Raw genomic sequence first — 23093 nt, 5'->3', positions numbered from 1 at the left:
CGGGTCGCTGAGCCTTTCGCCTAGCCTTGTAGGGACATGGCACATCTTCTCGGGGCGGAAGCCCTGCACCTCGAGTTCCCCACGCGCGTCGTCTTCGACGGCGTCTCCCTCGGCATCGACGAGGGCGATCGCATCGGCGTCGTCGGCCGCAACGGCGACGGCAAGTCGTCCCTTCTCGCGATGCTCGCGGGTCGCCTCGAGCCCGACAGTGGGCGCGTGACGGTCCGCGGCGGCGTGCGCGTCGGTGTGCTCGACCAAGCCGACACGATCGGCGACGAGGGCACGGTCGGCGAAGCTGTCGTCGGCGACCTGCCCCAGCACGAGTGGGCGGGGTCGGCGCGCGTGCGCGACGTCATCGCGGGACTGCTGTCCGACATCCCGTGGGATGCTCCGATCGCCGGCCTCAGCGGTGGTCAGCGTCGTCGCGTCGCTCTCGCGCACCTGCTCATCGACGACTGGGACGTCGTCTTCCTCGACGAGCCGACCAACCACCTCGACGTCGAGGCGATCGCGTGGCTCGCCGAGCACCTCAAGCGGCGCTGGCCCGCGAATCAGGGCGGACTGCTGGTCGTGACGCACGACCGGTGGTTCCTCGACGAGGTGTGCAACACGACGTGGGAGGTGCACGACCGCATCGTCGAGCCGTTCGAGGGCGGATACGCGGCGTACATCCTGCAGCGCGTCGAGCGCGATCGCCAGGCCGCGTCGATCGAGGCGCGCAGGCAGAACCTCGCGCGCAAGGAGCTCGCGTGGCTGCGCCGTGGCGCGCCCGCGCGCACGTCGAAGCCCAAGTTCCGCATCGACGCGGCGAACGCGCTCATCGCGGACGTGCCCGAGATCCGCGACAAGACCGAACTCCAGTCGCTCGCGGTCACGCGCCTCGGCAAGGACGTCGTCGACCTGCTCGACACGTCGGTGTCGTACGGCGATCGCGCCGTGCTGAAGGACGTCGAATGGCGTATCGCTCCGGGGGAGCGCACCGGCATCCTCGGCGTCAACGGCGCCGGGAAGTCCACCCTCCTGGGCCTCGTCTCGGGCGCCGTCGAACCCACGTCGGGTCGCGTCAAGCGCGGCAAGACCGTGCAGGTGGCGACGCTCACCCAGCGTCTCGACGAGCTCGAAGACCATCTGAACGATCCCGTGCGGGTCGTGATCGCCGGGCTGCGCACGACCTACACCTTCGGCACCGGGTCGAAGGCGGCCGAGCTCACCCCGGGCCAGCTGCTCGAGCGCATGGGGTTCTCGAACGCGCAGCTCTCGACGCCCGTCAAGGACCTCTCGGGCGGCCAGAAGCGTCGCCTGCAGCTGCTCATGATCCTGCTCGAGCAGCCGAACGTGCTCATCCTCGACGAGCCGACGAACGACCTCGACACCGACATGCTCGCCGCGATGGAGGACCTGCTCGACACGTGGCCGGGCACGCTTCTCGTCGTCTCGCACGACCGGTACTTCATCGAGCGTGTGACCGATCAGCAGTACGCGATCCTCGGCGGACACCTGCGGCACCTGCCCGGAGGCGTCGACGAGTATCTGCGTCTGCGGACACGGGAGCGGGATGCACCGGCGGCGCCGCCGGCTTCTGTCGCCGTCTCGGCGCCGGGTCTGTCGGGAGCCGACCTGCGCGCGGCGCAGAAGGAACTTTCGGCGCTCGAACGACGGCTCGAGAAGCTCGAGAAGCAGATCGCCGACGGGAAGACGGCGCTCGCGGACCATGACCAGTCCGACTACGCGGGTATCGGCGTGGAGATGGCGCGGATCGGCACGCTGGAGGCCGAGCGCGACGGCGTCGAAGAGCGCTGGTTCGAGCTCACGGAGCAGATCGGCTGACCGCGCGCGCCAGTGGGCTTTACCGCCAGCCATCACGGTGAGTTGCGGGACCGTCTGTTCACGTTCGTCGGGGGATGCTGTCGAGGAGTCTCGTGGGGGATGTGGTGGCGGGGCGCCAGCGTGGTTCGCGGTCGGCCCAGGGTGGGGCTTTCACCTCGGGCACGCCGTTGCTCATGCGGATCTGCCAGCCGTGGTTGCCGAGGTGGCGGTGGTGGTACCAGCAGAGCAGCACGCCGTTGTCGACGTGTGTCGGCCCGCCGTGCGCGTACTCGATGACGTGGTGGATCTCGCACCAGGCGGCGGGCACCCCGCAGCCGGGAATGACGCAGCCGCCGTCTCTGAGGGCGATCGCCCGGCGCTGCCGGCGGTTGAAGACGCGTTCCTCGGTGCCGAGCTTCACGATCCGCCCGTTCCCACCGGTCAGGATCCGTTGGATGACCCCCGCGCAGCCCGCGTGCACGGAGGCGGCGAGCGCGACGGGTTCGCCGTCGATGTGCGCCCACCCGCGACCTTCGATCAGATCCTCTTCCCGCACCGAGACGACCAGGGTCGGTGCGGCGCCGCCGATCGTGGGCAGGAGCTGGCTGGATGCCGCTACTGACAGCGCGGTCGCGAACGCATCGTGCCGCTTCTGCGCGGGCGTGCGCACGTCGGAGCGATAGTCCAACGGGTCGGGCTCGACGTCCGCCGACGGGCGAAACATGACCGGCCCGTCCTGGTCGACGCGCGGTGACCCGATCGCGTGACAGATCGACTCGAACTGCTTCGCGACCTCGACCATCAGGTTCCCCGTGATGGGTACCACCCCGTCGCGTTCTCGTCCGAGCGTGATCCCGCGCACCCGCAGCGCGCGCTCGTCGCGGGGTTCGGCGCCATCCTGGTCGAGGTAGGTCGCCCACGTCGTCGCGTGGATCTTCAACAGATCCGCCGTAGCGGGCGGCGCGCCGTCGGGCCCTTCCCCGCGGGCAACCGCGGCGATGACCTGATCGGCGGCGAGGACTTTCTCGTACGGCACCCGCCGCGACATCTCGGCCAGCGGACCAGCGACCGCGAGCACCCCGTCGAGCCCGATGACCCCGTCGATCATCGTCTCGTGCAGTGCGGGAAGCATCCCCGGCATCGCCGTGCCCGCGAGCGACACCCGCGCCATGGTCGGCTTCGCCGCCCGCTGCAACCTGGCCGCGGTCGACGCGGAGCACCGGGCCAGTCGCTGCACGAGCTCCGACACGTCATGACAGCCCATCCGCGACGTGAGCCGATCATCCCGCGCAGCCGACTGAGACCGGCGCGATACTTCACCCGTCGCCTCGACGAGCACCGCCTCGGTGAGTCGCTGCAGCTCCGCAGCGAGAGCCAGTGCGCGGGTGATCTGCTCGTCGGAAGCGGTCAGAACACGACCCTCGCCGAGGGCCCCCGTCACGTGCGCGCGCGTCTGCTCGACAGCCTCTTCAAGGTGGTCGAGCAGTGCATCCATACAACCATTCTGCCCAGGGCCACCGACATTCAACCCGAGGTTGAAACCCCAGACCCGGCGCTATTTCGAAAGTCAGAGTCCGGACCGCGGGCTGCCGCGTGTTCCACGCTCGCCGCCGCGATCTCGATCACGATCCGTCGGCGTTCTTCGATCACACCGGGGCCTCGGTCCGGGCTCGGAGCAGGCGCGGGGAGCTCCTGCTCCGCCTCCCACTGCAGCCGCGCGTCGTGGGCCGTCGGGTGGAACAGCTCGTCGAAACCCAGCAGCCCGCCCGACGACGTCGCCCGCGGATCGCGGGAGCGCTGCCGATGCCGCGTCGAGGCCGCCACAGCGATGAAGACGATCGGGATGCCCAGCACGATCGCGATCGTCGTCCACCCCAGCAGGTCCTCCATGACAGGCACGTGAGGCATGCGGGTGGGGCGACGCCTCCGTCGTGTGGCGGATCTTCCCGTCATTTTCGAGACTGTGGAGAACCGCACCGCGCGCACGGCGCGTATGCCTGAAGATCCGAAGCGGAGAAGCCCTGAAGACCCGATGCCCGGAAGTCCGAGCCGCGGTCAGTCCTCGTCGAGATCGGCCTTCCACGCGAGCCACTTGCGCTCCATCGCCGCCGCGACGTCGACGCCGAAGCGTTCCGCAATCAGCAGCAGGTGTGCGAGCACATCGGCGATCTCGTCATCGAAGTGTTCGGGCGAGGCATCCGTTCGACGCGCCTGGCCCGTTCGTGCGAGGTACGCCTGCGTCAGCTCGCCGACCTCTTCATTGAGCTTCAGCAGGAGCCAGTCGTCGGTGCGGTCGATATCGAATCGTCGCGCGTACAGGGCCGAGATCGCCTCGACCTCGCGCTGCAGACCCGCGAGATCCATCAGTGCACCGCGTACTCGAGCAGGACGATGCTCAGGCCCAGCGCGGCGGTGCCCAGCGCGCCCAGCAGTCGGATCGCGATGTGCGCGCCGCGCCGCCAGTAGGCGACGTACCCGAGGATCGCCAGCACGACCCACGTGACCCACATCGTCGCCTCATAGGCGTCGTCGACGCTGACGCCGTTGATCCCGCACACGATGAGCACGATCGTCCCGGGGACGGCCGCGTAGAGCATGCCCGCCGCGTGGGCGACAGCGTGGGCGATGGATGCCCGCAGCCCCCGCTCTCCGTGTGCGGTGAGGGTCTCGGCGAAGACGTGCGCGATGAAGAAGACGAGGAGCGTCCACACCGCCGTGTTGAGCAGCCCCCACGCATCGTGCGAATGGTCGGACGAGATCGTGACGAACGCCGCGAACACGATGAGCCCGTAGATCGCCGCAGGGCTGCGGAAGCGAGCGTCCAGCCACGCGGCCCATCGGGTCTTCTCGGGTGCCGAGTCCGTCATGCGTCGAATCCCAGGCTCAGTTTGCGCAGCAGTCCGGCGAGTCGCTCGCGATCGCCGCGCGACACGGCGCCGAGCAGGACGGCCTCGGCATCCACGAGGCGGGTGATCGCGGCATCCACTCTCAGCTGTCCGTCGTCCGTCAGCGTCACGAGCACGCTGCGACCGTCACCCGGATCGGCTTCGCGCCGCACGAGGCGCCGGGCGACGAGCCGGTCGATGCGGTTGGTCATGGTGCCGCTCGAGACGAGCGTCTGCTGCAGGAGCTGCTTGGGGCTGAGCTGGAACGGCTCGCCGGCGCGGCGGAGTGCCGACAGCACGTCCCACTCCCACGACTCGAGGTCGCTGCGGCGGAACGCGTCCTTGCGGGCGCGATCGAGGTGGCGCGACAGCCGATCGACGCGCGACAGCACTTCGAGGGGTGAGAAGTCGAGGTCGGGCCGCTGCCGGGTCCACGCCTCGACGATCCTGTCGACTTCGTCGGACTCGTGCGGCATGAGTGCCATTCTGCCGGTCGCGCGGGCTCGACGTGCGATACCGGTCTGGCAGACTTGACGGGGTCGCACGCGCGGCCGGTCCGCCGTGGTGTAACGGCAGCACGACAGCCTTTGGAGCTGTTAGGTCTAGGTTCGAATCCTGGCGGCGGAGCATGTCGTACACGAACGCACCCCTGGCCGTCGTCGTCCTGGCTGCCGGGCAGGGCACGCGCATGAAGTCCACGACGCCGAAGGTGCTGCATCCCATCGGGGGCCGTCCACTCGTCGGCCACGTTCTCGCGACGGCGCGCGCACTCGAGCCCGAGTCGGTCGTCGTCGTCGTCCGCCACGAGCGCGACCGCGTCGCGGCCGCCGTGGTCGATCAGGAGCCCGCCGCGGTCGTCGTCGACCAGGACGAGATCCCCGGCACCGGTCGCGCCGTCGAGATCGCCCTCGCGGCGCTCCCCGGTTTCGACGGCGACGTGCTCGTGCTGAGCGGCGATGTGCCCCTTCTCGAGGCCGACACCCTCGGCGCGTTGATCGCCGCGCACCGCGCGTCGGCGGCCGCAGCGACGGTGCTGAGCGCCGTCGTCGATGACGCGCGCGGGTACGGACGAGTGATCCGGGATGCCTCGGGCGCTGTCCTGCGCATCGTCGAACAGAAGGACGCGAGCCCCGAAGAGGCGGCGGTCCGCGAGATCAACGCGGGGGTCTACGTCTTCCGCGCACCTGCGCTGCGCACGCAGATCGCGCTCGTCGGAACCGCCAATGCGCAGGGCGAGAAGTACCTCACCGACGTCGTCGGACTGCTGCGCGGAGCGAGCGAGCCCGTCGCGGCATCGGCGGCTCCGAACGCCGCGGCCGCCCTCGGCGTGAACGACCGCATCCAGCTCTCCGACGCCGGCCGCCTGCTCAACGCGCGCACGGTGCGCCGCTGGCAGCTCGCGGGGGTGACGATCGTCGACCCCGCGACGACCTGGATCGACGTCACGGCGACCCTCGCACCCGACGTCACGATCCTTCCGAACACGCAGCTCCTTCGCGCCACGGTCGTCGAATCGGGCGCTGTGATCGGCCCCGACACGACGCTCGTCGATTGCGAGGTCGGAGCGGATGCCACGGTCAAGCGCACCGACGGCACGCTCGCGGTCATCGGGGCCGGAGCATCCGTCGGCCCGTTCTCGTACCTGCGTCCCGGCACGTACCTCGCCGCCGGAGGCAAGATCGGCACGTTCGTCGAGACGAAGAACTCGACGATCGGCGAAGGCAGCAAGGTGCCGCACCTGTCGTACATCGGCGACACCACGATCGGGGCGCACGTCAACATCGGCGCGGGCGCCATCACGGCCAACTACGACGACATCGCCAAGCACCGCACCGAGATCGGCGACGAGGTGCACACGGGGTCGCACAACGTCTTCGTCGCGCCCGTTAGGATCGGAGACGGAGCGAAGACCGGGGCAGGGGCTGTGGTCCGAAAGGACGTCCCCGCAGGCGCCCTGGCACTGAGCGTCGCCCCTCAGCGCAACGTCGAGGGGTGGGTCGAGACCAACCGACCGGGCACGGGTGCGGCGGATGTCGCGGCCAAGGCCCGGTCCGCACAGAAGGCGGACGATGGGTCGCAAGAACAAGACGGTTGAGCTCGATCGCGAACACGACATCGCACCCGGGCTCGTCGCGAAGACCAAGAAGCGGCTCGTCGTCGCGCGAGGCAGCTCGCACCCCGAACTCGCGACCGAGGTCGCCGGTCACCTGGGCACCGAACTCGTACCCACGGAGTACCGCACGTTCGCGTCGGGCGAGATCCTCACGCGGTTCGAGGTCTCGATTCGCGGCTGCGACTTCTTCCTGATCCAGAGCTTCGGTCCGCCCGTCAACGAGTGGCTCATGGAGACGCTCATCATGCTCGATGCGGCCAAGCGCGCGTCGGCGAAGCGCATCACCGTCGTCGCGCCGTACTACCCGTACTCGCGCCAGGACAAGAAGGGTCGCGGCCGCGAGCCGATCAGCGCCCGGCTCGTCGCCGATCTGCTCAAGACGGCAGGCGCCGACCGCGTCATGAGCGTCGACCTGCACGCGGCGCAGATCCAGGGCTTCTTCGACGGCCCGGTCGACCACCTCTTCGCCAAGCCCGTGCTGCTGGACTACTTCCAGAGCACGCTGAGCGCCGAAGACCGCGAGAAGCTCACCGTGGTCTCGCCCGACACCGGCCGTGTGCGCGTCGCCGACCAGTGGTCCGACAGCCTCGGTGCTCCGCTCGCGATCATCCACAAGCGTCGCGACCCGAACGTCGCGAACCAGGTCACGGTGAACGAGATCGTCGGCCACGTCGAAGGACGCGTCTGCCTCCTCGTCGACGACATGATCGACACGGGCGGCACGATCGTCAAGGCCGCCGAGGCGCTCAAGGCGAACGGCGCGGAGCGCGTGATCGTCGCCGCGACCCACGCGATCTTCAGCGACCCCGCCGCGACGCGTCTGCAGAGCGAGGCGATCGACGAGGTCGTCGTCACCGACACGATCCCGGTACCCGAGTCCAAGCGCTTTCCGACGCTCACGATCCTGCCGATCGCTCCGCTCCTCGCCCGCGCGATCCGCGAGGTCTTCGAAGACGGCTCGGTCACGAGCATGTTCGGCGGGGATGCCTGAGCCGGCTCGTCACTCCTTCAAAGGCGGTTCATAGAGTCCTCGGTGAGGATGGCAGGACGCTCGCAGAAGGAGGACCACCATGATCCGCACCACCGCAGCATCCCGCACGGCCGTCCGTTTCGGCACGGTCGCGACCGTCGGCTTCGCCGGCGCCCTCGCGCTCGCCGGTTGCACCTCACCCGCCACGACCGACACCGGCTCGGGCACGGACTCCGGATCGTCGACGGGGGAGTACACCGACGGCACCTACACCGCTGAGGGCACGTACCAGACCCCCGAATCGGTCGAGACGATCTCGGTCACCGTCGCACTCGAGGACGGCATCATCACCTCGGTCGACGTCGAGGGCGACCCGCAGAAGGCGGAGTCGCAGCAGTACCAGGGCCAGTTCATCGGCGGCATCTCGGACGAAGTCGTCGGCAAGTCCATCGACGAGATCTCGGTCAGCCGCGTCGCCGGGTCATCGCTCACGAGCGGCGGCTTCAACGACGCGATCGAGACGATCAAGGCCGAAGCGGCCGCCTGACGCTCGTGCCCGAGATCTGGCGCTTCGACGCGATCGGAGTGCCCTGGCAGATCGAGACGGTCGATCCGCTCGATCAACCAGCACGCCGCAGGGTGGAGACGGTCATTCGGCGCTTCGATGCGGAGTGGTCGCGCTTCCGCGTCGACTCGGTCGTGTCGCGGCTCGCCCGCGACGGCGGTCGGGTCGTCGCACCACCTGACACCATCGCGATGCTCGATGCGTACGCCACGCTCTCCGCGGCGACGGACGGTGCCGTCAGCCCGCTCGTCGGCGATGCGCTCGCGCGGCGTGGATACGACTCCACGCTGTCGCTCGTCGATCGCGGAGCCGCCCCGGCGCCCGACTGGTCGGCCGAGCTCGCGTGGGACGACGACGAACTGCGGCTGCGGCATCCGGCCACCATCGACGTGGGAGCCCTCGGCAAGGGCCGCCTGGTCGACCTGGTGCTTGCGGCGCTCGACGGCGACGCCGTCGTCGATGCGAGCGGTGATCTCGCCGTGCGCGGAGCACCGCAGCGCATCGGGCTCGAGCACCCCTTCGACCCGCGTCGAGCGATCGGCGTATGGGAGGTCCAGGATGCCGCGCTCTGCGCGTCGGCGACGAACCGCCGCGCGTGGGGCGACGGCCTGCACCACGTCCTCGACGCGCGGACGGGGGAGCCCGTGCGCACGATCGCCGCGACGTGGGCGGTGGCGTCCACCGCGATGCGCGCCGACGGGGTCGCCACCGCGCTGTTCTTCGACGGCGGAGAGAGAGTCGCGCACGAGTGGGGCGTCGAGTGGGTGCGCATGACGACGGACGGCCGCGTCGAGTGGTCACCCGGGAGTAAGGCAGAGTTGTTCACGTGATCGGATCCCTCACCGCCCTGTGGAACCGCGTCTTCGCGGTGCTCGGCCGCGTCTCGATGTACCGGCTCGTCCTGCTCTCGCTCGGCACGCTCGCCGTCATCGCGCTCGTCCTGTCGTTCTTCGGCCTCGTCGCGCCGGGTCCGCTCGAGCTGGTCGTCGCGCTCGTCGTGCTGTCGATCGTGTGCGTCGGGGTGGATGCCGCGGCCCAGCGCGTCCTGCACCTGCCCTGGCGCATCGAGTCGTCGCTCATCACGGCGCACATCCTGCTCTTCGTGCTGATGCCGAGTCTCGATCTCTGGAAGCTCGTCGGCATTACGATCGCGGGGGCCGTGGCATCCCTCTCGAAGTACGTCATCGCATGGCAGGGCCGCCACATTCTCAATCCCGCGGCTGCGGGCGCAACTGCGCTCTACCTCCTGGGAACGGCGTTTCCGGTGCTTGGCGCGCCGCTGTGGTGGGTTGGCACGCCGGCCATGGTCACCCCAGTCGTCATCCTCGGGCTCGCCATCCTCTGGCGCACCGAGAAATTGCGGGTGATCGCGGTCTTCGTCGTCACTGCCGTGGCTGTCACCGTGATGCGGATGTCGATCCAGACCCAGACTGCGGGGAGCGATTTCGATCTGGGGAGCGCGTTGTGGTCGAGCATCAGCCAGTACCCGTTCCTCTTCCTCGGCGCGTTCATGCTCTCCGAGCCGCTCACGCTGCCGCCGCGCCGCTGGCAGCAGTTCACGGTGGCCGGCGTCGTCGGCGTGCTCGCCGGCTGGCCGATCGACCTCGGCGCCGTGAGCCTGGGCCAGGAGCGCGCGCTCATCATCGGCAACCTCGTCGCGTTCGCCTTCGCGGTGCGCTCGGCCGTGCGCCTGACGCTCGAGTCCCGCGCGGACCTCACTCCCACCGTGCGCGAGCTGACGTTCCGCACGCGCCGCGGGCTGAAGTTCGTCCCGGGGCAGTACATCGAGATCGAAGTGCCGCACCACCACCCCGACGCGCGCGGCACGCGCCGCGAGTTCAGCATCTCGTCGGCGCCCGAGGACCTTCCGCTCGTCAAGGTCGCGTTCCGTGAGGCATCCGGTCCCCCCGCGCAGCCTGGTTCAGCATTGAAACCTCAGAGCTCCTTCAAGCGCGCGCTCGCGCTCGTCGAGCCCGGCGATGCGCTGCCGGTCACGGGCGTGTGGGGCGATTTCGTCCTCCCCAAGCGCACGGCGGCGCCGGTGCTCATGGTCGCGGCGGGGATCGGCGTGACGCCGTTCGTGTCGCAGCTGCGGCACGTGCAGGCTGCGGCTGAGGATCGCGACGTCGTGCTGGTGTACGTCGCGTCCGAGTCATCCGAGCTCGTCTATCGCGCCGAGCTCGAAGCGACGGGCGTCCCGACGATCGTCTTCACGCGCGACCGTCCCGCCGATCTGCCGCGCCACTGGATGTGGGCGCAGGGCGTGCGTCTCGACGCCGACGGCCTCTTGCGGGTCGTGCCCGATCTGTCGGCCCGCCACGCGTACATCTCGGGCCCACCGGGGCTCATCGCCGACCTCGCGCCCGCGCTCGAGCGCGCGCGGTCCATCACGACGGACGCCTTCAGCGGCTACTGAGGTCCGTCGCCGCCTCAGAGGTCCTCTCTGTGCGCCGTTGAACTTCCCGCTCACGCGCGATGTGGTCGCGCTGGTGACGATTGTGCGGCAGTTCCCGGCATCCGCTGCATCAATCGGTGGCGCGGATGCGGGAAACTGCCGCCATCGTGTTTCCCGCCCGATCGGAGGTCGGGGACCGCACGAATGGCGTGTGAGCGGGAAGTTCATCGGCGCGGCAAGAGAGTCTCAGCGCCGACGACACGCCGTCGGCGTCCCTCGCGCGCGGCGATCCGGTGCCGTCCGGCGAACGCAGAAGCCGGCTCAGGATGCGGCGGGCTCGGCGGGCTCGGCGGGCTTGGCGGCGGGGAGCCGCAGCTCGAACGTCGTGTCGCCGGGCTCGCTCTCGACCGAGAGGGTTCCGCCATGCGCTTCCGAGATCGCGCGCGCGATCGAGAGCCCCAGACCCGTGCCACCCGTCTTGCGTGCGCGGGAGCGGTCGGCGCGTGAGAAGCGCTCGAACAGCTCGTCGGCCAGCTCGGGCTCGATGCCGGGGCCGTCGTCGTGCACGCGCAGCACCGCCTCGTCGCCCTCGTGCGCGACGGTGACGGTGACGGTCGTGTCCTCGGGTGTGTGCACCCGCGCGTTGGCGAGCAGATTCGAGAGCACCTGCGTCACGCGGCCCGCGTCGCCCGCGACGACGACGGGCTCGTCGTCCAGCTCGAGCACCCACGTGTGATCGGGGCCGGCGGCCTGAGCGTCGCCGACTGCCTCGATCGAGAGCTTGGAGAGGTCGACGGAACCGTAGACGAGCTCCTGCCCCTCGTCGAGTCGAGCGAGCAGCAGGAGGTCCTCGACGAGCGACGTCATCCGCAGCGACTGCGCCTGGATCCGCTCGAGCGACGACTCGGTCGTCTCGCTCAGGGTCCGGTCGCGCAGTGAGAGCTCGGAGTATCCGCGGATCGAGGCGAGCGGGGTGCGCAGTTCGTGGCTCGCGTCGGCGACGAAGCGTCGCATCCGCTCCTCGTTGCGCTGACGGGCGTCGAGGGATGCCCCGACGTGATCGAGCAGGGTGTTCAGGGCGAGCCCGACGCGGCCGATCTCGGTGCGATCGTCGGTCTCGGCATCCGGAACCCGCTCCGTGATCGTGACCTCGCCCTGATCCAGCGGCATCGTCGCGACCCGCTCAGCGGTGTCGGCGACGCTGCGCAGGGGCTGCAGGCCCGAGCGCACGACGAACGCGATCGCGGCGGCGAGGAGCAGTAGCCCGCCCGCCGTCACGAGCGCGACGGTCGTGATGATCTGCGCGACCGTGGACTGCACTTCGCTCAGCGAGACGCCCACGACGGCGAAGTAGTCGCGCGCCTGCAGGCCCGTCACGCGGTACGAGCCGAGCTCCGAGATCGAGAGCGACACGGGGGAGGGGCCGGGTGCGGTCAGCGCGTCGACGACCTCGTTCAGCTGGTCTTCCGAGAGCTCGCGCACATCTCCGGGCTCGGCGACGTAGGCGCCCGTCGTCGTCAGGGTCGACGACTGCATCACCAGGACGGTGCCCGGCTCCTGCCAGCCCCTGTCGAGCACCTCGACCGCTGTGAGCTCCTCGCCGCCCTGGGGGAATTGCGCCTGCAGGAGGCTCTGGCCCGTCTCCGACGCGGTCGTGCGCAGCTTCGCGTCGAGGTTGGTCTGCAGGATCTGCCCGAGGATCGCACTCGTCGCGAAGGCGACCGCGACGATGATGAACGTCACGATTCCGATGATCGTGACCATGAGGCGCGACTGGAGGCTCCACCGCCTCCGCCTGGGAGCAGCGGCTGAGGTCACTGCGGCGCCTTGATCATGTATCCGACGCCGCGGACGGTGTGGATGAGGGGCTCGCGCCCCGCGTCGATCTTCTTGCGCAGGTACGAGATGTAGAGCTCGACGACCGACGAGCGACCGCCGAAGTCGTAGTTCCACACGCGGTCGAGGATCTGAGCCTTCGACACGACGCGACGCTGGTTGCGCATCAGGAAGCGGAGCAGCTCGAACTCGGTCGCCGTCAGCTCGATCTCGGCGCCCGCGCGCTCGACCTCGTGGCTGTCCTCGTTGAGGGTCAGGTCGGCCACGCGAAGAATCGGCTCGGCACCGCTCGCATAGGCGGTGCCCGCGCGGCGCATCAGCCCGCGCAGCCGTGCGACGACCTCTTCGAGGCTGAACGGCTTCGTGACGTAGTCGTCTCCGCCGGCGGTCAGGCCGGCAACGCGGTCCTGCACGGCATCCTTCGCCGTCAGGAACAGGACGGGAACGTCGTCGCCCGACTGCCGTAGCCGCTGCAGCACGGCCATGCCGTCGAGGTCGGGCATCATGATGTCGAGCACCATCGCATCGGGGGCGAACTCGCGCGCCGTCTGCAGGGCCTGGAACCCGGATGCCGCGGTCTTGACCTCCCAGCCCTCCATGCGCAGCGCCATCGACAGCAGGTCGGTGAGCATCTGCTCGTCGTCGACCACGAGCACGCGCAGGGGCGTGCCGTCGGGACGGGTGAGGGCGGTGGCAGGCGTCGTCATGCATCACATGATGCCCTGCTTCCTATGCGGTTCCTATGGAGCGGGCTATGGACACGCTGTGAGTGCGGACGCGGCATCCATAACGTCCTCATAGCCCGCGCTGGATCGGCGCATCGACGGCGTCCCTAGCTTCGATCGCGACGGCCCGAGGCGGGCCCGGAAGGAGCCCCATGTACGGCACGTATCTCCGGCGCGAACTCGCCGGCCGCAAGAAGCAGACGATCATCGTGGCCGCGGGCCTCGCGATCGCGATCGCGCTGGTGATCATCGTGAACTCGTTGGCGGCGGGGGTGCGGGATGCCCAGGCCCAAGCCCTCGCGTCGGTCTACGGCGTCGGGACCGACCTGACGGTCACGGGCGCGCAGGCCGAGCCCGGCGAGGGCGGCGGCCAGCGCTTCGACTTCGGCGAGGACGCCGGGACGACGGGCGAGGACGGCTCGACCGAGCTCAACCAATCGCGCCTCATGACCGAGCCCATGCGCGCGACCCTCGACGCCTCGGTGCTCGACACCGTGACCGGCGTCGACGGGGTGGCTGCGGCATCCGGCGCCCTCAGCCTCACCAACATGACGTTCTCGGGCGAGCTGCCGCAGCGACAGGACGAGGGCACCGATCAGACCCAGCAGGCGCCGCCGCAGGGCGGCGAGCAGGGCGGATTCGGCGGCGGCTCATTCGGCGTCGACTCGGTCACGGTGCTCGGGATCGATCCCGCGGACGACGCGGTCGGCCCGCTGTCGGCCGTGTCGGTCGACGACGGTCGTGCCCTCGCGTCCTCGGACGACGGCGCCTCCGTCGCCGTGCTCGATGCCACCTACGCCACGACGGCCGAGCTCGCCGTCGGCGACGCAATCGAGCTCGGCGGCACCGAGTTCGAGATCGTCGGCATCGTGTCGTCGACCTCGAGTGAGGCCGACACCGCGTCGAACGTCTACATCCCGCTCGACGTCGCGCAGGAGCTCTCGGGTGCCGGCGACGTGCTGTCGACCGTCTACGTGCAGGCGGCCTCCGCCGCCGGCATCGCGACCGTGCAGGCGGCGATCCAGGACGAGGTTCCGGATGCCACGGTCAGCTCGCAGTCGGACCTCGCATCGACGGTCTCGGGCTCGCTCTCGAGCGCTTCGTCGCTCATCACGAGCCTCGGCACCTGGCTCTCGATCATCGTGCTCGCAGTCGCGGTGCTGCTCGCCGTGCTGTTCACGATCTCGGGCGTCTCGCGCCGCACGCGGGAGTTCGGCACCCTCAAGGCGATCGGCTGGTCGAACGGTCGCGTCGTCGGCCAGGTCGCGGGCGAATGTCTCGTGCAGGGCCTCCTCGGCGGTGCTGTCGGGCTCGTGATCGGACTCGCCGGCATCTGGGCGATCAACCTCGTCTCGCCGACGATTTCGACCGCTCCCTCGGCCGAGACGATGCAGGGCGGCCCCGGCGGCATGACCCAGGGTGGCGGGCCCGGCTTCCTCGGCAACGGCGCGCAGGCGTCCGCCGACGTCGTCCTGAACGCCCCGTTCACCCTGTGGGTCGTCCTCGCCGCCGTCGGACTCGCCGTCGCCGCAGGCCTCATCGCCGGCGCGTTCGGAGGGTGGCGCGCCGCGCGGCTCAGCCCGGCCGAGGCCCTCCGATCGGTCGGCTGAGGCATCCATGACCATTCAGAACACCCGTGAAGGAGACACCATGTCCATGACCGAGACGCAGACCCCGGAGGTCGAGGCGCCCCTCGCGCCCCTCTATCGCCTCGAGGGCGTCACGCGCACGTATCAGCAGAAGGGCCGCGTCGTGAAGGCGCTCGCGGGCGTCGACCTCGAGATCGCGGCCGGCGAGTTCGTCACGATCCAGGGGCCGACGGGCGGCGGCAAATCGACGCTCCTGCAGCTCCTCGGCGCGCTCGACCGCCCCAGCGCGGGCGCCGTCCACCTCGGCGAGATCGACGTCGCGACGGCGTCGAACGCAGAGCTCGGCCGCATCCGCGCCCGTGAGATCGGCTTCGTCTTCCAGGGGTTCAATCTCATCCCGACCCTGACGGCGGCCGAGAACGTGGACATGGCGCTGGAGCCCCTCGGCCTTTCGAAGACCGAGCGGGGCGAGCGCGTCGCCGAAGCGCTCGCCCACGTCGGACTCGCCGATCGCACCGACCACAAGCCCGGCGAGCTGTCGGGGGGTCAGCAGCAGCGCGTCGCGATCGCCCGCGCGATCGTCAAGCGCCCGCGCGTCCTGCTGGCCGACGAGCCGACGGGCAACCTCGACGAGAGCATGCGCGACGAGATCCTGGCGCTCCTGCAGGGCCTGAATGCCGAAGGGCTGACCCTCATCGTCGTGACGCACGATTCGGCGGTCGCGCGCCGAGCGACACGGCGACTGCGCCTCGACAAGGGCACGGTGCGCGACATCACGCGCTGAGCGGTTCAGCCCGCAGAACGGGCGTAGGCGGCCATCCGGTCGAACGCGGCGTCGATCTCCCCGTCGACGATCTGCGCGTCCGGATGGCCGTCGTAGTGCTCGAGGATGCCGCGTGCGCCTTCGTCGAAGGTCACGGTCGTCGCGAACTCCGGGACGAGCGCACGGACCTTGCTGTTGTCGAAGACCATCGAATGCGCCTTGTCGCCCAACAGCGTCGGGCCGAGCTCGGGACGGAAGGCGGCGATCGCGTCGCTCGTGACGTGCACGAGATCCGGTTCGGCGACGCCCGCGGCACCCGCCAGCCATCCGTAGATCTGGTTCCAGGTCGGCGCGTGATCCCCGGTGACCGTGAAGGCCTCGCCGATCGCGGCGGGATTGCCGACGAGGCCCGTCACGGCCACCGCGACATCGTCGGCATGCGTGATCGTCCACTGCGTCGTGCCGTCGCCGTGCACGATGACGGGCTTTCCGGCCCGCATGCGGGCGATGTCGGTCCAGTGCCCGATCGTGGGGATGGCCTGGCGATCGTACGTGTGCGACGGACGGATGACGGTGACCGGCAGTCCTCGTGCCGCGTGCGCTGCGAAGAGCAGGTCTTCGCACGCGATCTTGTCGCGCGAGTACTGCCAGAACGGGTTCACGAGCGGCGTCCGCTCGGTGACCGGGAGGCCCGACGGCGGCTTCTCGTAGGCGGACGCCGAGCTCACGAAGAGGTACTGGCCTGTGCTGCCCTCGAACACGCCGAGCATGTTCTGGACGTGTTCGGGCACGAACGACAGGAAGTCCGCGACGACATCGAACTCCGAACCTCTCACCGCTTCGCGCACCGCGGCGGGGTCCCGGACGTCGGCGACGAGTACGCGCACGCCGTCGGGCACGGGCCGGCGCTCCGTGCCGCGGTTCAGGACCGTCACCTCGTGACCGCGTTCGAGCGAGCGGCGGACGCTCGCGGCGCTGATGATTCCCGTGCCGCCGATGTAGAGGATGCTCGTCATGACCTTCACCATAGGGCGCTGCCGCAGGCGATACGGCGCGACCGTAGGCCGAACGGCATGTCCGTCATCGACACCGCCGTGTACGTCGAGGGGGAGCGCGTCGCACACGGCGCGGCGCCCGCAGACGCGATCACCGACGCCCGCGCGCGCAACGGGATCGTGTGGATCGGCCTGCGGTCGCCCGACCCGGCCGAGCTCGAGGCGCTCATCCAGCCCCTCGGCCTCTCGCCGCTCGCGGTGCGCGATGCGCTGCGCGGACACCAACGCTCGAAGCTCGAGCAGTTCGGCGACATGGTCTTCCTCGTCCTGCAGCCCGCGCGCTACATCGACGAGACCGAGCGCCTCGAGTGCTCCGAGGTCGACCTCTTCGTCGGGGCGGACTTCGTCGTCACCGTCCAGAACGACGACCTCATCGACACCGGGCGCGTCAGAGTCGAGCTCGAGGAGCATCCCGAGATCCTGCACAAGGGCACGTTCGGCATCGTGTGGGCGCTCATCTCGGCCGTCATCGGCGGGTACGCACCCGTGTTGGACGGCGTCGAGAACGACATCGACGAGATCGAGGAGGAGATCTTCTCCGACAAGCCGAAGGTGTCGCGGCGCATCTTCAGCCTGCAGCGCGAAGTCATCGACCTGCAGCACGCGACCGACCCGCTGCGCGAGATGCTCGATCGCCTGCAGGACATCGTCCGCGCGTCGACCCACGCGGCATCCGCCCCCGCCTTCCACGACCTCGACGACCATGCGCGTCACGTGATCGACAAGGTCCACGGCTTCCGCCACACGCTCGACAACGCGCTGACGGTGCACGCGAGCCTCGTCGACCAGCAGAGCAACGAAGAGATGCGACGGATGACGGAGTTCGGTCTGCAGCAGAACGACCAGGTCAAGAAGATCTCGTCGTGGGCGGCGATCCTCTTCGCCCCGACGCTCGTGGGCACGATCTACGGCATGAACTTCGACAACATGCCCGAGCTGCACTGGCCCGGCGGCTACTACATCGCCCTGGGGCTCATGGTGGCCACGAGCGTGACCCTCTATCTCGTGTTCAAGCGCAAGGACTGGCTCTGACGGACGTCGGCGCCGCGCGCTAACGTGTCGCGCATGACCCTCGAAGACCTCCGTTCCGCGGTGCCCGACACGATCGCGCCCGGCGATGCCGATTGGGATTCCGCAAGACTGTTCCACTCGGGCATCGGCGAGCCCGACGCGGTCATCCGCGCCCGATCCGTCGACGATGTGCAGACGGCCGTGCGCTGGGCGTCGGCGACCGGCACACCGGTGATGGTGCGCGGCGGCGGCCACAGTGCGTGGGGGAGCGTGCCGGGCGGGCTCACGATCGATCTCACCCCGCTCGACGCTGTCTCGGTCGACAGCGCCCGAGTGAGCGTCGGCGGCGGCGCGACGTGGGGCGTCGTCGCGCATGCGCTCGCCGAGCACGGCCTGGGCATCAGCTCGGGCGACACCGCGTCGGTCGGGGTCGGCGGGCTGACGCTCGGCGGCGGCATCGGGTGGATGGTGCGCGCGTGGGGTCTCGCCGCCGATCAGCTCGAGGGCGCGCAGCTCGTGACCGCCGCGGGTGAGGTCATCGAGGTGACGGATGCCTCGCATCCCGATCTCCTGTGGGCGCTCCGCGGCGGCGGCGGAAATGTCGGCGTCGTCACGCGCTTCGACTTCCGGGCCCACGCCCTGCCCTCCGTCGTCTTCGCGACGTTCGGCGTCTCGGGGGATTCCCGTCCCGTGCTGCAGGCGATGCGCGATGCCCTCGCCGACGCGCCGCGAGACCTCACGGTCACGTTCATGGACGTCCCGCCGATGGATCCGAGCGCGCCCGAGGGGGCGACGGTCACGGCGTGCTGGATCGGTCCCGACGAGATCGCCGCGCGCGCCGCGCTGCTGCCGATCCTGTCCGTCGAGGGCGTCACCGAGGTGGAGTTCGGCGTGCGCGAGTACCCCGACATCCTTCTCGAGGCGCCCGAGTTCGACCCTGACCAGCCCATGCCGGGCTTCGTCGGCGGCAACGCGCTCGTCGCCGACCTGAGCGACGATGCGATCGATCGACTCGTCGCGTTCCGCGAAGCGCATCCCGCCTCGGTCCTGTTCCTGCGGTCGCTCGGTGGCGCCTACGGCGATGTGGCTCCGGATGCCACGGCCTTCGCCGCGCGAGATGCGACGTGGTTCGCGATGGCAGGTGCCTTCGACATCCCGGGCATGCTCACAGGCGACGAACGTGCCGCGGCGGTGGCGCAGTGGGACGCGATCGAATCCCTGGGAGTCGGTGTCTACGGCAACTTCACGACGTCGACCGACCCTGTCTGGGTGCCGCGGATGTACCCGCCCGCGACCCTCGCGCGCCTGACCGGGATCAAGCGCGCGTGGGACCCGGCGAACGTGTTCTCGAGGAACCACAACGTCCGGCCGTAGCCGGACGCGGTCAGTGGGTGTCTTCGGCTTCGATCTCGGTGCGGTCGCCCGACCAGAGGGTGTGGAAGGTGCCGGGCTTGTCGATGCGCTTGTAGGTGTGGGCGCCGAAGAAGTCGCGCTGCCCTTGGATGAGGGCGGCGGGCAGGCGCTCCGCGCGCAGCCCGTCGTAATAGGCGAGCGATGACGAGAACGCGGGGGCCGGGATGCCGACCTTGGCCGAGGTGGCGACGATCTCACGCCACGCGTCCTGCGCGCGGGTGAACACGTCGACGAAGAACGGCGCGGTGAGCAGCACGGGCAGGTCGGGGGTCTCGGAGTAGGCGTCGGTGATGCGGTTGAGGAACCGGGCGCGGATGATGCAGCCGCCGCGCCAGATCGCGGCGATCTTGCCGAGGTCGATGTTCCAGTCGTATTCGGCGGCGCCCGCGCGGATCTCGTCGAAGCCCTGCGAGTAGGCGACGATCTTCGACGCATAGAGCGCGAGGCGCACCTGCTCGATGAACGCGTCGGGATCCTGAGCGGTGAAGCCCTCGGTCGGGCCGGGCAGGTCGCGCGAGATCTCGCGCTGCTCGGGGTGCGACGAGAGCGAGCGGGCGAAGGTCGCTTCGGCGATCCCCGAGACGGGGGTGCCGAGCGAGAGCGCGGTCTGCACCGTCCAGGCGCCGGTGCCTTTCGCGCCGGCCTGGTCGAGGATGACGTCGACGAGGGGCTGGCCGGTCGCGGCATCCACCTGGCGCAGCACTTCGGCGGTGATCTCGATCAGGTACGACTCGAGCTCGCCCTTGTTCCACTCAGCGAAGACCTCGGCGATCTCGGCGGGGCTTTTGCCCGTGCCGCGGCGGATCAGGTCGTACGCCTCGGCGATGAGCTGCATGTCGGCGTACTCGATGCCGTTGTGCACCATCTTCACGAAGTGGCCCGCACCGTCGTGGCCGACGTGCGTGACGCACGGCTCGCCCTCGGCGATCGCGGCGATCGAGCGGAGGATCGGGCCGAGCGTGATCCACGACTCGTCCGACCCGCCGGGCATGAGCGACGGGCCCAGGAGGGCGCCCTCCTCACCGCCCGAGACACCCATGCCGACGTAGTTGATGCCCGTCTCGCGGACGGCCTTCTCACGGCGGATCGTGTCGGTGAACAGCGAGTTGCCGCCGTCGACGATGATGTCGCCCGGCTCGAACACCTCGACCAGCGCATCGATCACGGCATCCGTCGGACCGCCGGCCTTGACCATGATGATCGCGGTGCGCGGCTTCTGAAGCGCCGCGGCGAACTCCTCGTACGACGCGGTCGAGACGAATCCCGCTTCGGGATGCTCCGCGACGAGCTCCTCGGTCTTGGCATGCGTGCGGTTGAACACGGCCACCGTGTTGCCCTCACGGGAAGCGAGATTGCGGGCCAGGTTCGACCCCATCACCGCCAGTCCCACGACTCCGATGTTCGCTGCCTGCTCGGTCACGTGCACTCCTCAAGACGCTGTGTGCGGGGGATGCCCCCAGCCTAGAGGTTCGCGACGCGTGACGGCGGGCGGCGCGTCACAGTGCGACGGCGCTCAGTCGTTGCGGTAGCCCGAGCGGCCCATCGACCAGAACGCGCCGATGACGGCGACGAACCCGACGAGCGACATGAGTCCGATGACGCCCAGAAGCAGGTTCGATGCGAGCTGGCTGTCGATCGTCATGTGGTCCTCCGGAGGGCGCGTGCACGGTGCGTTCCTCATCGTAGCGGGGCCGCTGGTAGACTTGATGCTGAACTTCGGCGAGGGATCGCCCGAATCGCCGCATCGGCTGACTCGGAGCATCCGTGATCGACGCGGTGTTGCAGGCTTCACGGCTTTCCTCACGCGTGCGCGTTCGAGTCGAGACCAGACCTCACAACCTGCAAGGAGAACACCATGTCGACTGAGACCGACACCAAGGTCCACGCCGAGCTGCGCGAGAACTTCGGCAAGGGCTTCGCCCGCCGTCTGCGCGCCACCGGCCAGATCCCCGCCGTCATCTACGGCCACGGCACCGACCCCGTCCACGTCGCCCTCCCGGGCCACCAGGTCGCCCTGCTGATCCGCAAGGCGAACGTCGTGCTCGAGCTCGACGTCAACGGCACGGAGCAGCTCACGCTGGTCAAGGACGTCCAGAAGGACCCCGTGCACCAGATCATCGAGCACATCGACCTCCTCGTCGTGAAGAAGGGCGAGAAGATCCAGGTCGACGTCCCGATCGTCGTCGTGGGCGAGCCGTTCGCGGGCACGATCGCGAACCTCGACAACGCCACCGTCGCGCTCGAGGTCGAGGCGACCCACATCCCCGAGAACATCGAGATCGACGTCGAGGGGCTCGAAGAGGGCACGCACATCACCGCCGGTGACCTGAAGCTCCCGAAGGGCGCGGCGCTCGTGGCCGACGCCGAGCTGCTCATCGTCGCCATCTCGGTCCCGGCTGCGACGCTCGCCGCCGAGGACGAGATCGCCGAGGCTGACGCCGAGGTCGCCGCCGAGCAGTCCGAGGAGTCGGCCGAGGCCGCCGAAGAGGCTTCCGAGTAACGTCGCACTCTGCAATCACCGCGCGGATGCCGCGTCGTCAGCCGATCACCGGCGGCGGCGCGGCATCCGTCGTCTGCGGGAGTGCTGCTCTGGGAGGATGGATGCATGGCTGAAACGTGGCTCGTCGTCGGACTCGGCAACCCCGGTCCTCGGTATGAGGCCACCCGGCACAACATCGGTCAGATGGTCGTCGACGAGCTCGCCGCGCGCCGAGGCGAGACCTTCAAAGCGCACAAGACGAACGCCCGCGTCGTCGAGACCTGGCTGCGGCCGGGGGACGCGAAGATCGTGCTCGCGAAGCCGAACTCGTTCATGAACGTCTCGGGCGGTCCGGTCGCGGGGCTCGCGAAGTTCTACGGTGTCGACCCCGACCACGTCGTCGTCGTGCACGACGAGCTCGACATCCCCTTCGACACGATCAAGCTGAAGACCGGCGGCGGGCACGGCGGCCACAACGGCGTCCGGGATGTCGCGAAAGCTCTGGCGACGCCGGACTTCCCGCGCGTACGTGTCGGCATCGGGCGGCCCGCCGGGCGCCAGGACGCGGCCGACTGGGTGCTCGACCCCTTCGGTGCGGCCGAGCGCAAGAACCTCCCGATCCTCATCGACGACGCCGCCGACGCGGTCGAGCAGCTCATCGGCGAGGGCCTACTCGCGGCGCAGCAGAAGCATCACGCTCCGCGCGCCTGAGCGTCAGCCGCCGATCGACGACCCCGCGGCGAAGCCGAGTCCGAGGCTCACCTGCACGGCGATCGCGAAGACGATCGGGCCGAGGACCGCGATGATGACCGCGACGATGCCCTGCACGCGCCCGCGGTTCTTGACGATCGCGATGATCCCCTGCACGAGCGCCCAGATGCCGAGCGCCGTGCCGATCCAGAACGCGACCTCGCCGAGCAGCACCTGATCGCGCACGGGGGCGAGCACTGACCAATCGAAGTCGGCATCCAACGGTCGCAGGGCGATCTCGCGGCCGGCGCCGATCCCGATGTTGAAGCCGGCGATGGATGCCATGATCGGCGTCACGACGGCGGCGGCGACCGCGACGAGCAGTGCGACGAGACCGAGAGCCGAGGATCCCCGCTCGGCGATCGGCGCCGCGGGGCGATCGGCAGGGCGCGCGGCCCCACCGGGGTAGGTGTACGGCGCGGCGTACCCCGACGGCGGTGCGTACCCCGACGGCGGAACGTAGCCCTGGGGTGGCGCATAGCCCTGGGGCGGTGCGTAGCCCTGAGGGGGTGCGTAACCCTGGGGCGGCGCGTAACCCTGGGGCGGCAGGGGCGTCTGCGGGGGAGCGGGTGCGGCCTGCGGGCCGGTGTCGCCGGGCTGCGCCTGCGGACCCGCGCCGGCAGAAGGCGTCGGATGCGTCGGGACGGGGGCGGCGGGGCGCGCGGGGACGGGCGGCAGAGGAGGCACGGGCGGCACGGCGGGATCGCTCACGGCTTCATCCTAGGAGGGGCCGCGACA

Annotated in this window: 23 protein-coding genes and 1 tRNA gene; 13 read left to right on the top strand and 11 right to left on the bottom strand. The window is 69.8% G+C overall.

What is annotated here, in order from left to right; genetic code table 11:
* Nucleotides 1–36: 36 nt before the first annotated feature.
* On the top strand, nucleotides 37–1827 hold the full coding sequence (locus MA876_RS15230; RefSeq protein WP_248151339.1) for an ABC-F family ATP-binding cassette domain-containing protein: 1791 nt from the start codon (nucleotides 37–39) through the stop codon (nucleotides 1825–1827).
* A gap of 58 nt (nucleotides 1828–1885) precedes the next feature.
* Here the strand turns inward: MA876_RS15230 and MA876_RS15225 are convergent, their stop codons facing one another.
* The 5 genes from MA876_RS15225 to MA876_RS15205 all read right to left on the bottom strand — a co-directional run bounded on the left by MA876_RS15225 (nucleotide 1886) and on the right by MA876_RS15205 (nucleotide 5167).
* Nucleotides 1886–3301, bottom strand: coding sequence for an HNH endonuclease signature motif containing protein (locus MA876_RS15225; RefSeq protein WP_248151336.1), 1416 nt, complete (start codon nucleotides 3299–3301; stop codon nucleotides 1886–1888).
* Nucleotides 3302–3330: 29 nt separating this feature from the next.
* The gene (locus MA876_RS15220) at nucleotides 3331–3714 is read right to left on the bottom strand and encodes a hypothetical protein (protein ID WP_248151335.1); all 384 of its coding nucleotides are present in this window, start codon (nucleotides 3712–3714) and stop codon (nucleotides 3331–3333) included.
* A 147-nt stretch (nucleotides 3715–3861) separates the two neighbouring features.
* Complete coding sequence (locus MA876_RS15215) at nucleotides 3862–4170, bottom strand: nucleoside triphosphate pyrophosphohydrolase family protein (protein ID WP_248151334.1); 309 nt, start codon at nucleotides 4168–4170, stop codon at nucleotides 3862–3864.
* Nucleotides 4170–4673: a hypothetical protein gene (locus MA876_RS15210; protein ID WP_248151333.1), complete on the bottom strand. Its 504-nt coding sequence runs from the start codon at nucleotides 4671–4673 to the stop codon at nucleotides 4170–4172. The genes MA876_RS15215 and MA876_RS15210 overlap by 1 nt, the downstream gene beginning before the upstream one ends.
* A complete protein-coding gene (locus tag MA876_RS15205) occupies nucleotides 4670–5167 on the bottom strand; it encodes a MarR family winged helix-turn-helix transcriptional regulator (protein WP_248151332.1) in 498 nt (165 codons plus the stop codon). Before MA876_RS15205 ends, MA876_RS15210 begins: the two co-directional genes overlap by 4 nt.
* A 79-nt stretch (nucleotides 5168–5246) precedes the next feature.
* On the opposite strand from MA876_RS15205, the gene MA876_RS15200 reads away from it, so the two are divergent.
* From MA876_RS15200 to MA876_RS15175, 6 genes are all read left to right on the top strand, one after another.
* Nucleotides 5247–5318: transfer RNA gene (locus tag MA876_RS15200), tRNA-Gln, on the top strand.
* A 1-nt stretch (nucleotide 5319) separates the two neighbouring features.
* Nucleotides 5320–6786, top strand: a complete 1467-nt coding sequence (gene glmU / locus MA876_RS15195) for a bifunctional UDP-N-acetylglucosamine diphosphorylase/glucosamine-1-phosphate N-acetyltransferase GlmU (RefSeq protein ID WP_248151331.1) — start codon at nucleotides 5320–5322, stop codon at nucleotides 6784–6786.
* Nucleotides 6761–7795, top strand: a complete 1035-nt coding sequence (locus MA876_RS15190; RefSeq protein WP_248151330.1) for a ribose-phosphate diphosphokinase — start codon at nucleotides 6761–6763, stop codon at nucleotides 7793–7795. The genes glmU and MA876_RS15190 overlap by 26 nt, the downstream gene beginning before the upstream one ends.
* 79 nt (nucleotides 7796–7874) lie before the next feature.
* Nucleotides 7875–8321, top strand: coding sequence for an FMN-binding protein (locus MA876_RS15185; protein ID WP_248151329.1), 447 nt, complete (start codon nucleotides 7875–7877; stop codon nucleotides 8319–8321).
* A 5-nt stretch (nucleotides 8322–8326) separates the two neighbouring features.
* Entirely contained in the window at nucleotides 8327–9169 is an 843-nt protein-coding gene (locus MA876_RS15180) for an FAD:protein FMN transferase (protein ID WP_248151326.1), read from the top strand.
* On the top strand, nucleotides 9166–10755 hold the full coding sequence (locus MA876_RS15175; RefSeq protein WP_248151323.1) for an FAD-dependent oxidoreductase: 1590 nt from the start codon (nucleotides 9166–9168) through the stop codon (nucleotides 10753–10755). Before MA876_RS15180 ends, MA876_RS15175 begins: the two co-directional genes overlap by 4 nt.
* Before the next feature lie 300 nt (nucleotides 10756–11055).
* Here MA876_RS15175 and MA876_RS15170 read toward each other — a convergent pair whose 3' ends face one another.
* Together MA876_RS15170 and MA876_RS15165 are read right to left on the bottom strand one after the other, a co-directional pair.
* Nucleotides 11056–12498, bottom strand: coding sequence for a sensor histidine kinase (locus tag MA876_RS15170; protein WP_248151322.1), 1443 nt, complete (start codon nucleotides 12496–12498; stop codon nucleotides 11056–11058).
* Between the two features lie 50 nt (nucleotides 12499–12548).
* Entirely contained in the window at nucleotides 12549–13277 is a 729-nt protein-coding gene (locus MA876_RS15165) for a response regulator transcription factor (RefSeq protein WP_248151319.1), read from the bottom strand.
* Nucleotides 13278–13447: 170 nt separating this feature from the next.
* On the opposite strand from MA876_RS15165, the gene MA876_RS15160 reads away from it, so the two are divergent.
* On the top strand, nucleotides 13448–14905 hold the full coding sequence (locus MA876_RS15160; protein WP_248151317.1) for an ABC transporter permease: 1458 nt from the start codon (nucleotides 13448–13450) through the stop codon (nucleotides 14903–14905).
* 40 nt (nucleotides 14906–14945) lie between these two features.
* On the top strand, nucleotides 14946–15668 hold the full coding sequence (locus MA876_RS15155; protein ID WP_248151315.1) for an ABC transporter ATP-binding protein: 723 nt from the start codon (nucleotides 14946–14948) through the stop codon (nucleotides 15666–15668).
* Between the two features lie 5 nt (nucleotides 15669–15673).
* Here MA876_RS15155 and MA876_RS15150 read toward each other — a convergent pair whose 3' ends face one another.
* Nucleotides 15674–16663, bottom strand: a complete 990-nt coding sequence (locus MA876_RS15150; protein WP_248151313.1) for an NAD-dependent epimerase/dehydratase family protein — start codon at nucleotides 16661–16663, stop codon at nucleotides 15674–15676.
* A gap of 57 nt (nucleotides 16664–16720) precedes the next feature.
* Here MA876_RS15150 and MA876_RS15145 point away from each other — a divergent pair, with 57 nt between their 5' ends.
* Nucleotides 16721–17734, top strand: coding sequence for a magnesium and cobalt transport protein CorA (locus tag MA876_RS15145; RefSeq protein ID WP_248151311.1), 1014 nt, complete (start codon nucleotides 16721–16723; stop codon nucleotides 17732–17734).
* Between the two features lie 33 nt (nucleotides 17735–17767).
* Nucleotides 17768–19087: an FAD-binding oxidoreductase gene (locus tag MA876_RS15140; RefSeq protein ID WP_248151310.1), complete on the top strand. Its 1320-nt coding sequence runs from the start codon at nucleotides 17768–17770 to the stop codon at nucleotides 19085–19087.
* A gap of 10 nt (nucleotides 19088–19097) precedes the next feature.
* On the opposite strand, the gene gnd is transcribed toward MA876_RS15140, so the two are convergent.
* Nucleotides 19098–20546 carry an NADP-dependent phosphogluconate dehydrogenase gene (gnd, locus tag MA876_RS15135; RefSeq protein ID WP_308221666.1) on the bottom strand — a complete coding sequence of 483 codons (1449 nt, stop codon included), beginning with the start codon at nucleotides 20544–20546 and terminating at the stop codon, nucleotides 19098–19100.
* 93 nt (nucleotides 20547–20639) lie between these two features.
* Entirely contained in the window at nucleotides 20640–20768 is a 129-nt protein-coding gene (locus tag MA876_RS19120) for a hypothetical protein (protein WP_275563252.1), read from the bottom strand.
* Between the two features lie 213 nt (nucleotides 20769–20981).
* On the opposite strand from MA876_RS19120, the gene MA876_RS15130 reads away from it, so the two are divergent.
* On the top strand, nucleotides 20982–21626 hold the full coding sequence (locus MA876_RS15130) for a 50S ribosomal protein L25/general stress protein Ctc (RefSeq protein WP_248151309.1): 645 nt from the start codon (nucleotides 20982–20984) through the stop codon (nucleotides 21624–21626).
* 105 nt (nucleotides 21627–21731) lie between these two features.
* Entirely contained in the window at nucleotides 21732–22316 is a 585-nt protein-coding gene (gene pth, locus MA876_RS15125) for an aminoacyl-tRNA hydrolase (RefSeq protein WP_248151306.1), read from the top strand.
* Between the two features lie 3 nt (nucleotides 22317–22319).
* Here pth and MA876_RS15120 read toward each other — a convergent pair whose 3' ends face one another.
* A complete protein-coding gene (locus MA876_RS15120; RefSeq protein ID WP_248151303.1) occupies nucleotides 22320–23066 on the bottom strand; it encodes a hypothetical protein in 747 nt (248 codons plus the stop codon).
* Nucleotides 23067–23093 lie beyond the last annotated feature (27 nt).

The organism is Microbacterium aoyamense, from assembly GCF_023155855.1.
Lineage (GTDB): Bacteria > Actinomycetota > Actinomycetes > Actinomycetales > Microbacteriaceae > Microbacterium > Microbacterium aoyamense.
This window is presented reverse-complemented; position numbering and strand designations above follow the sequence as displayed.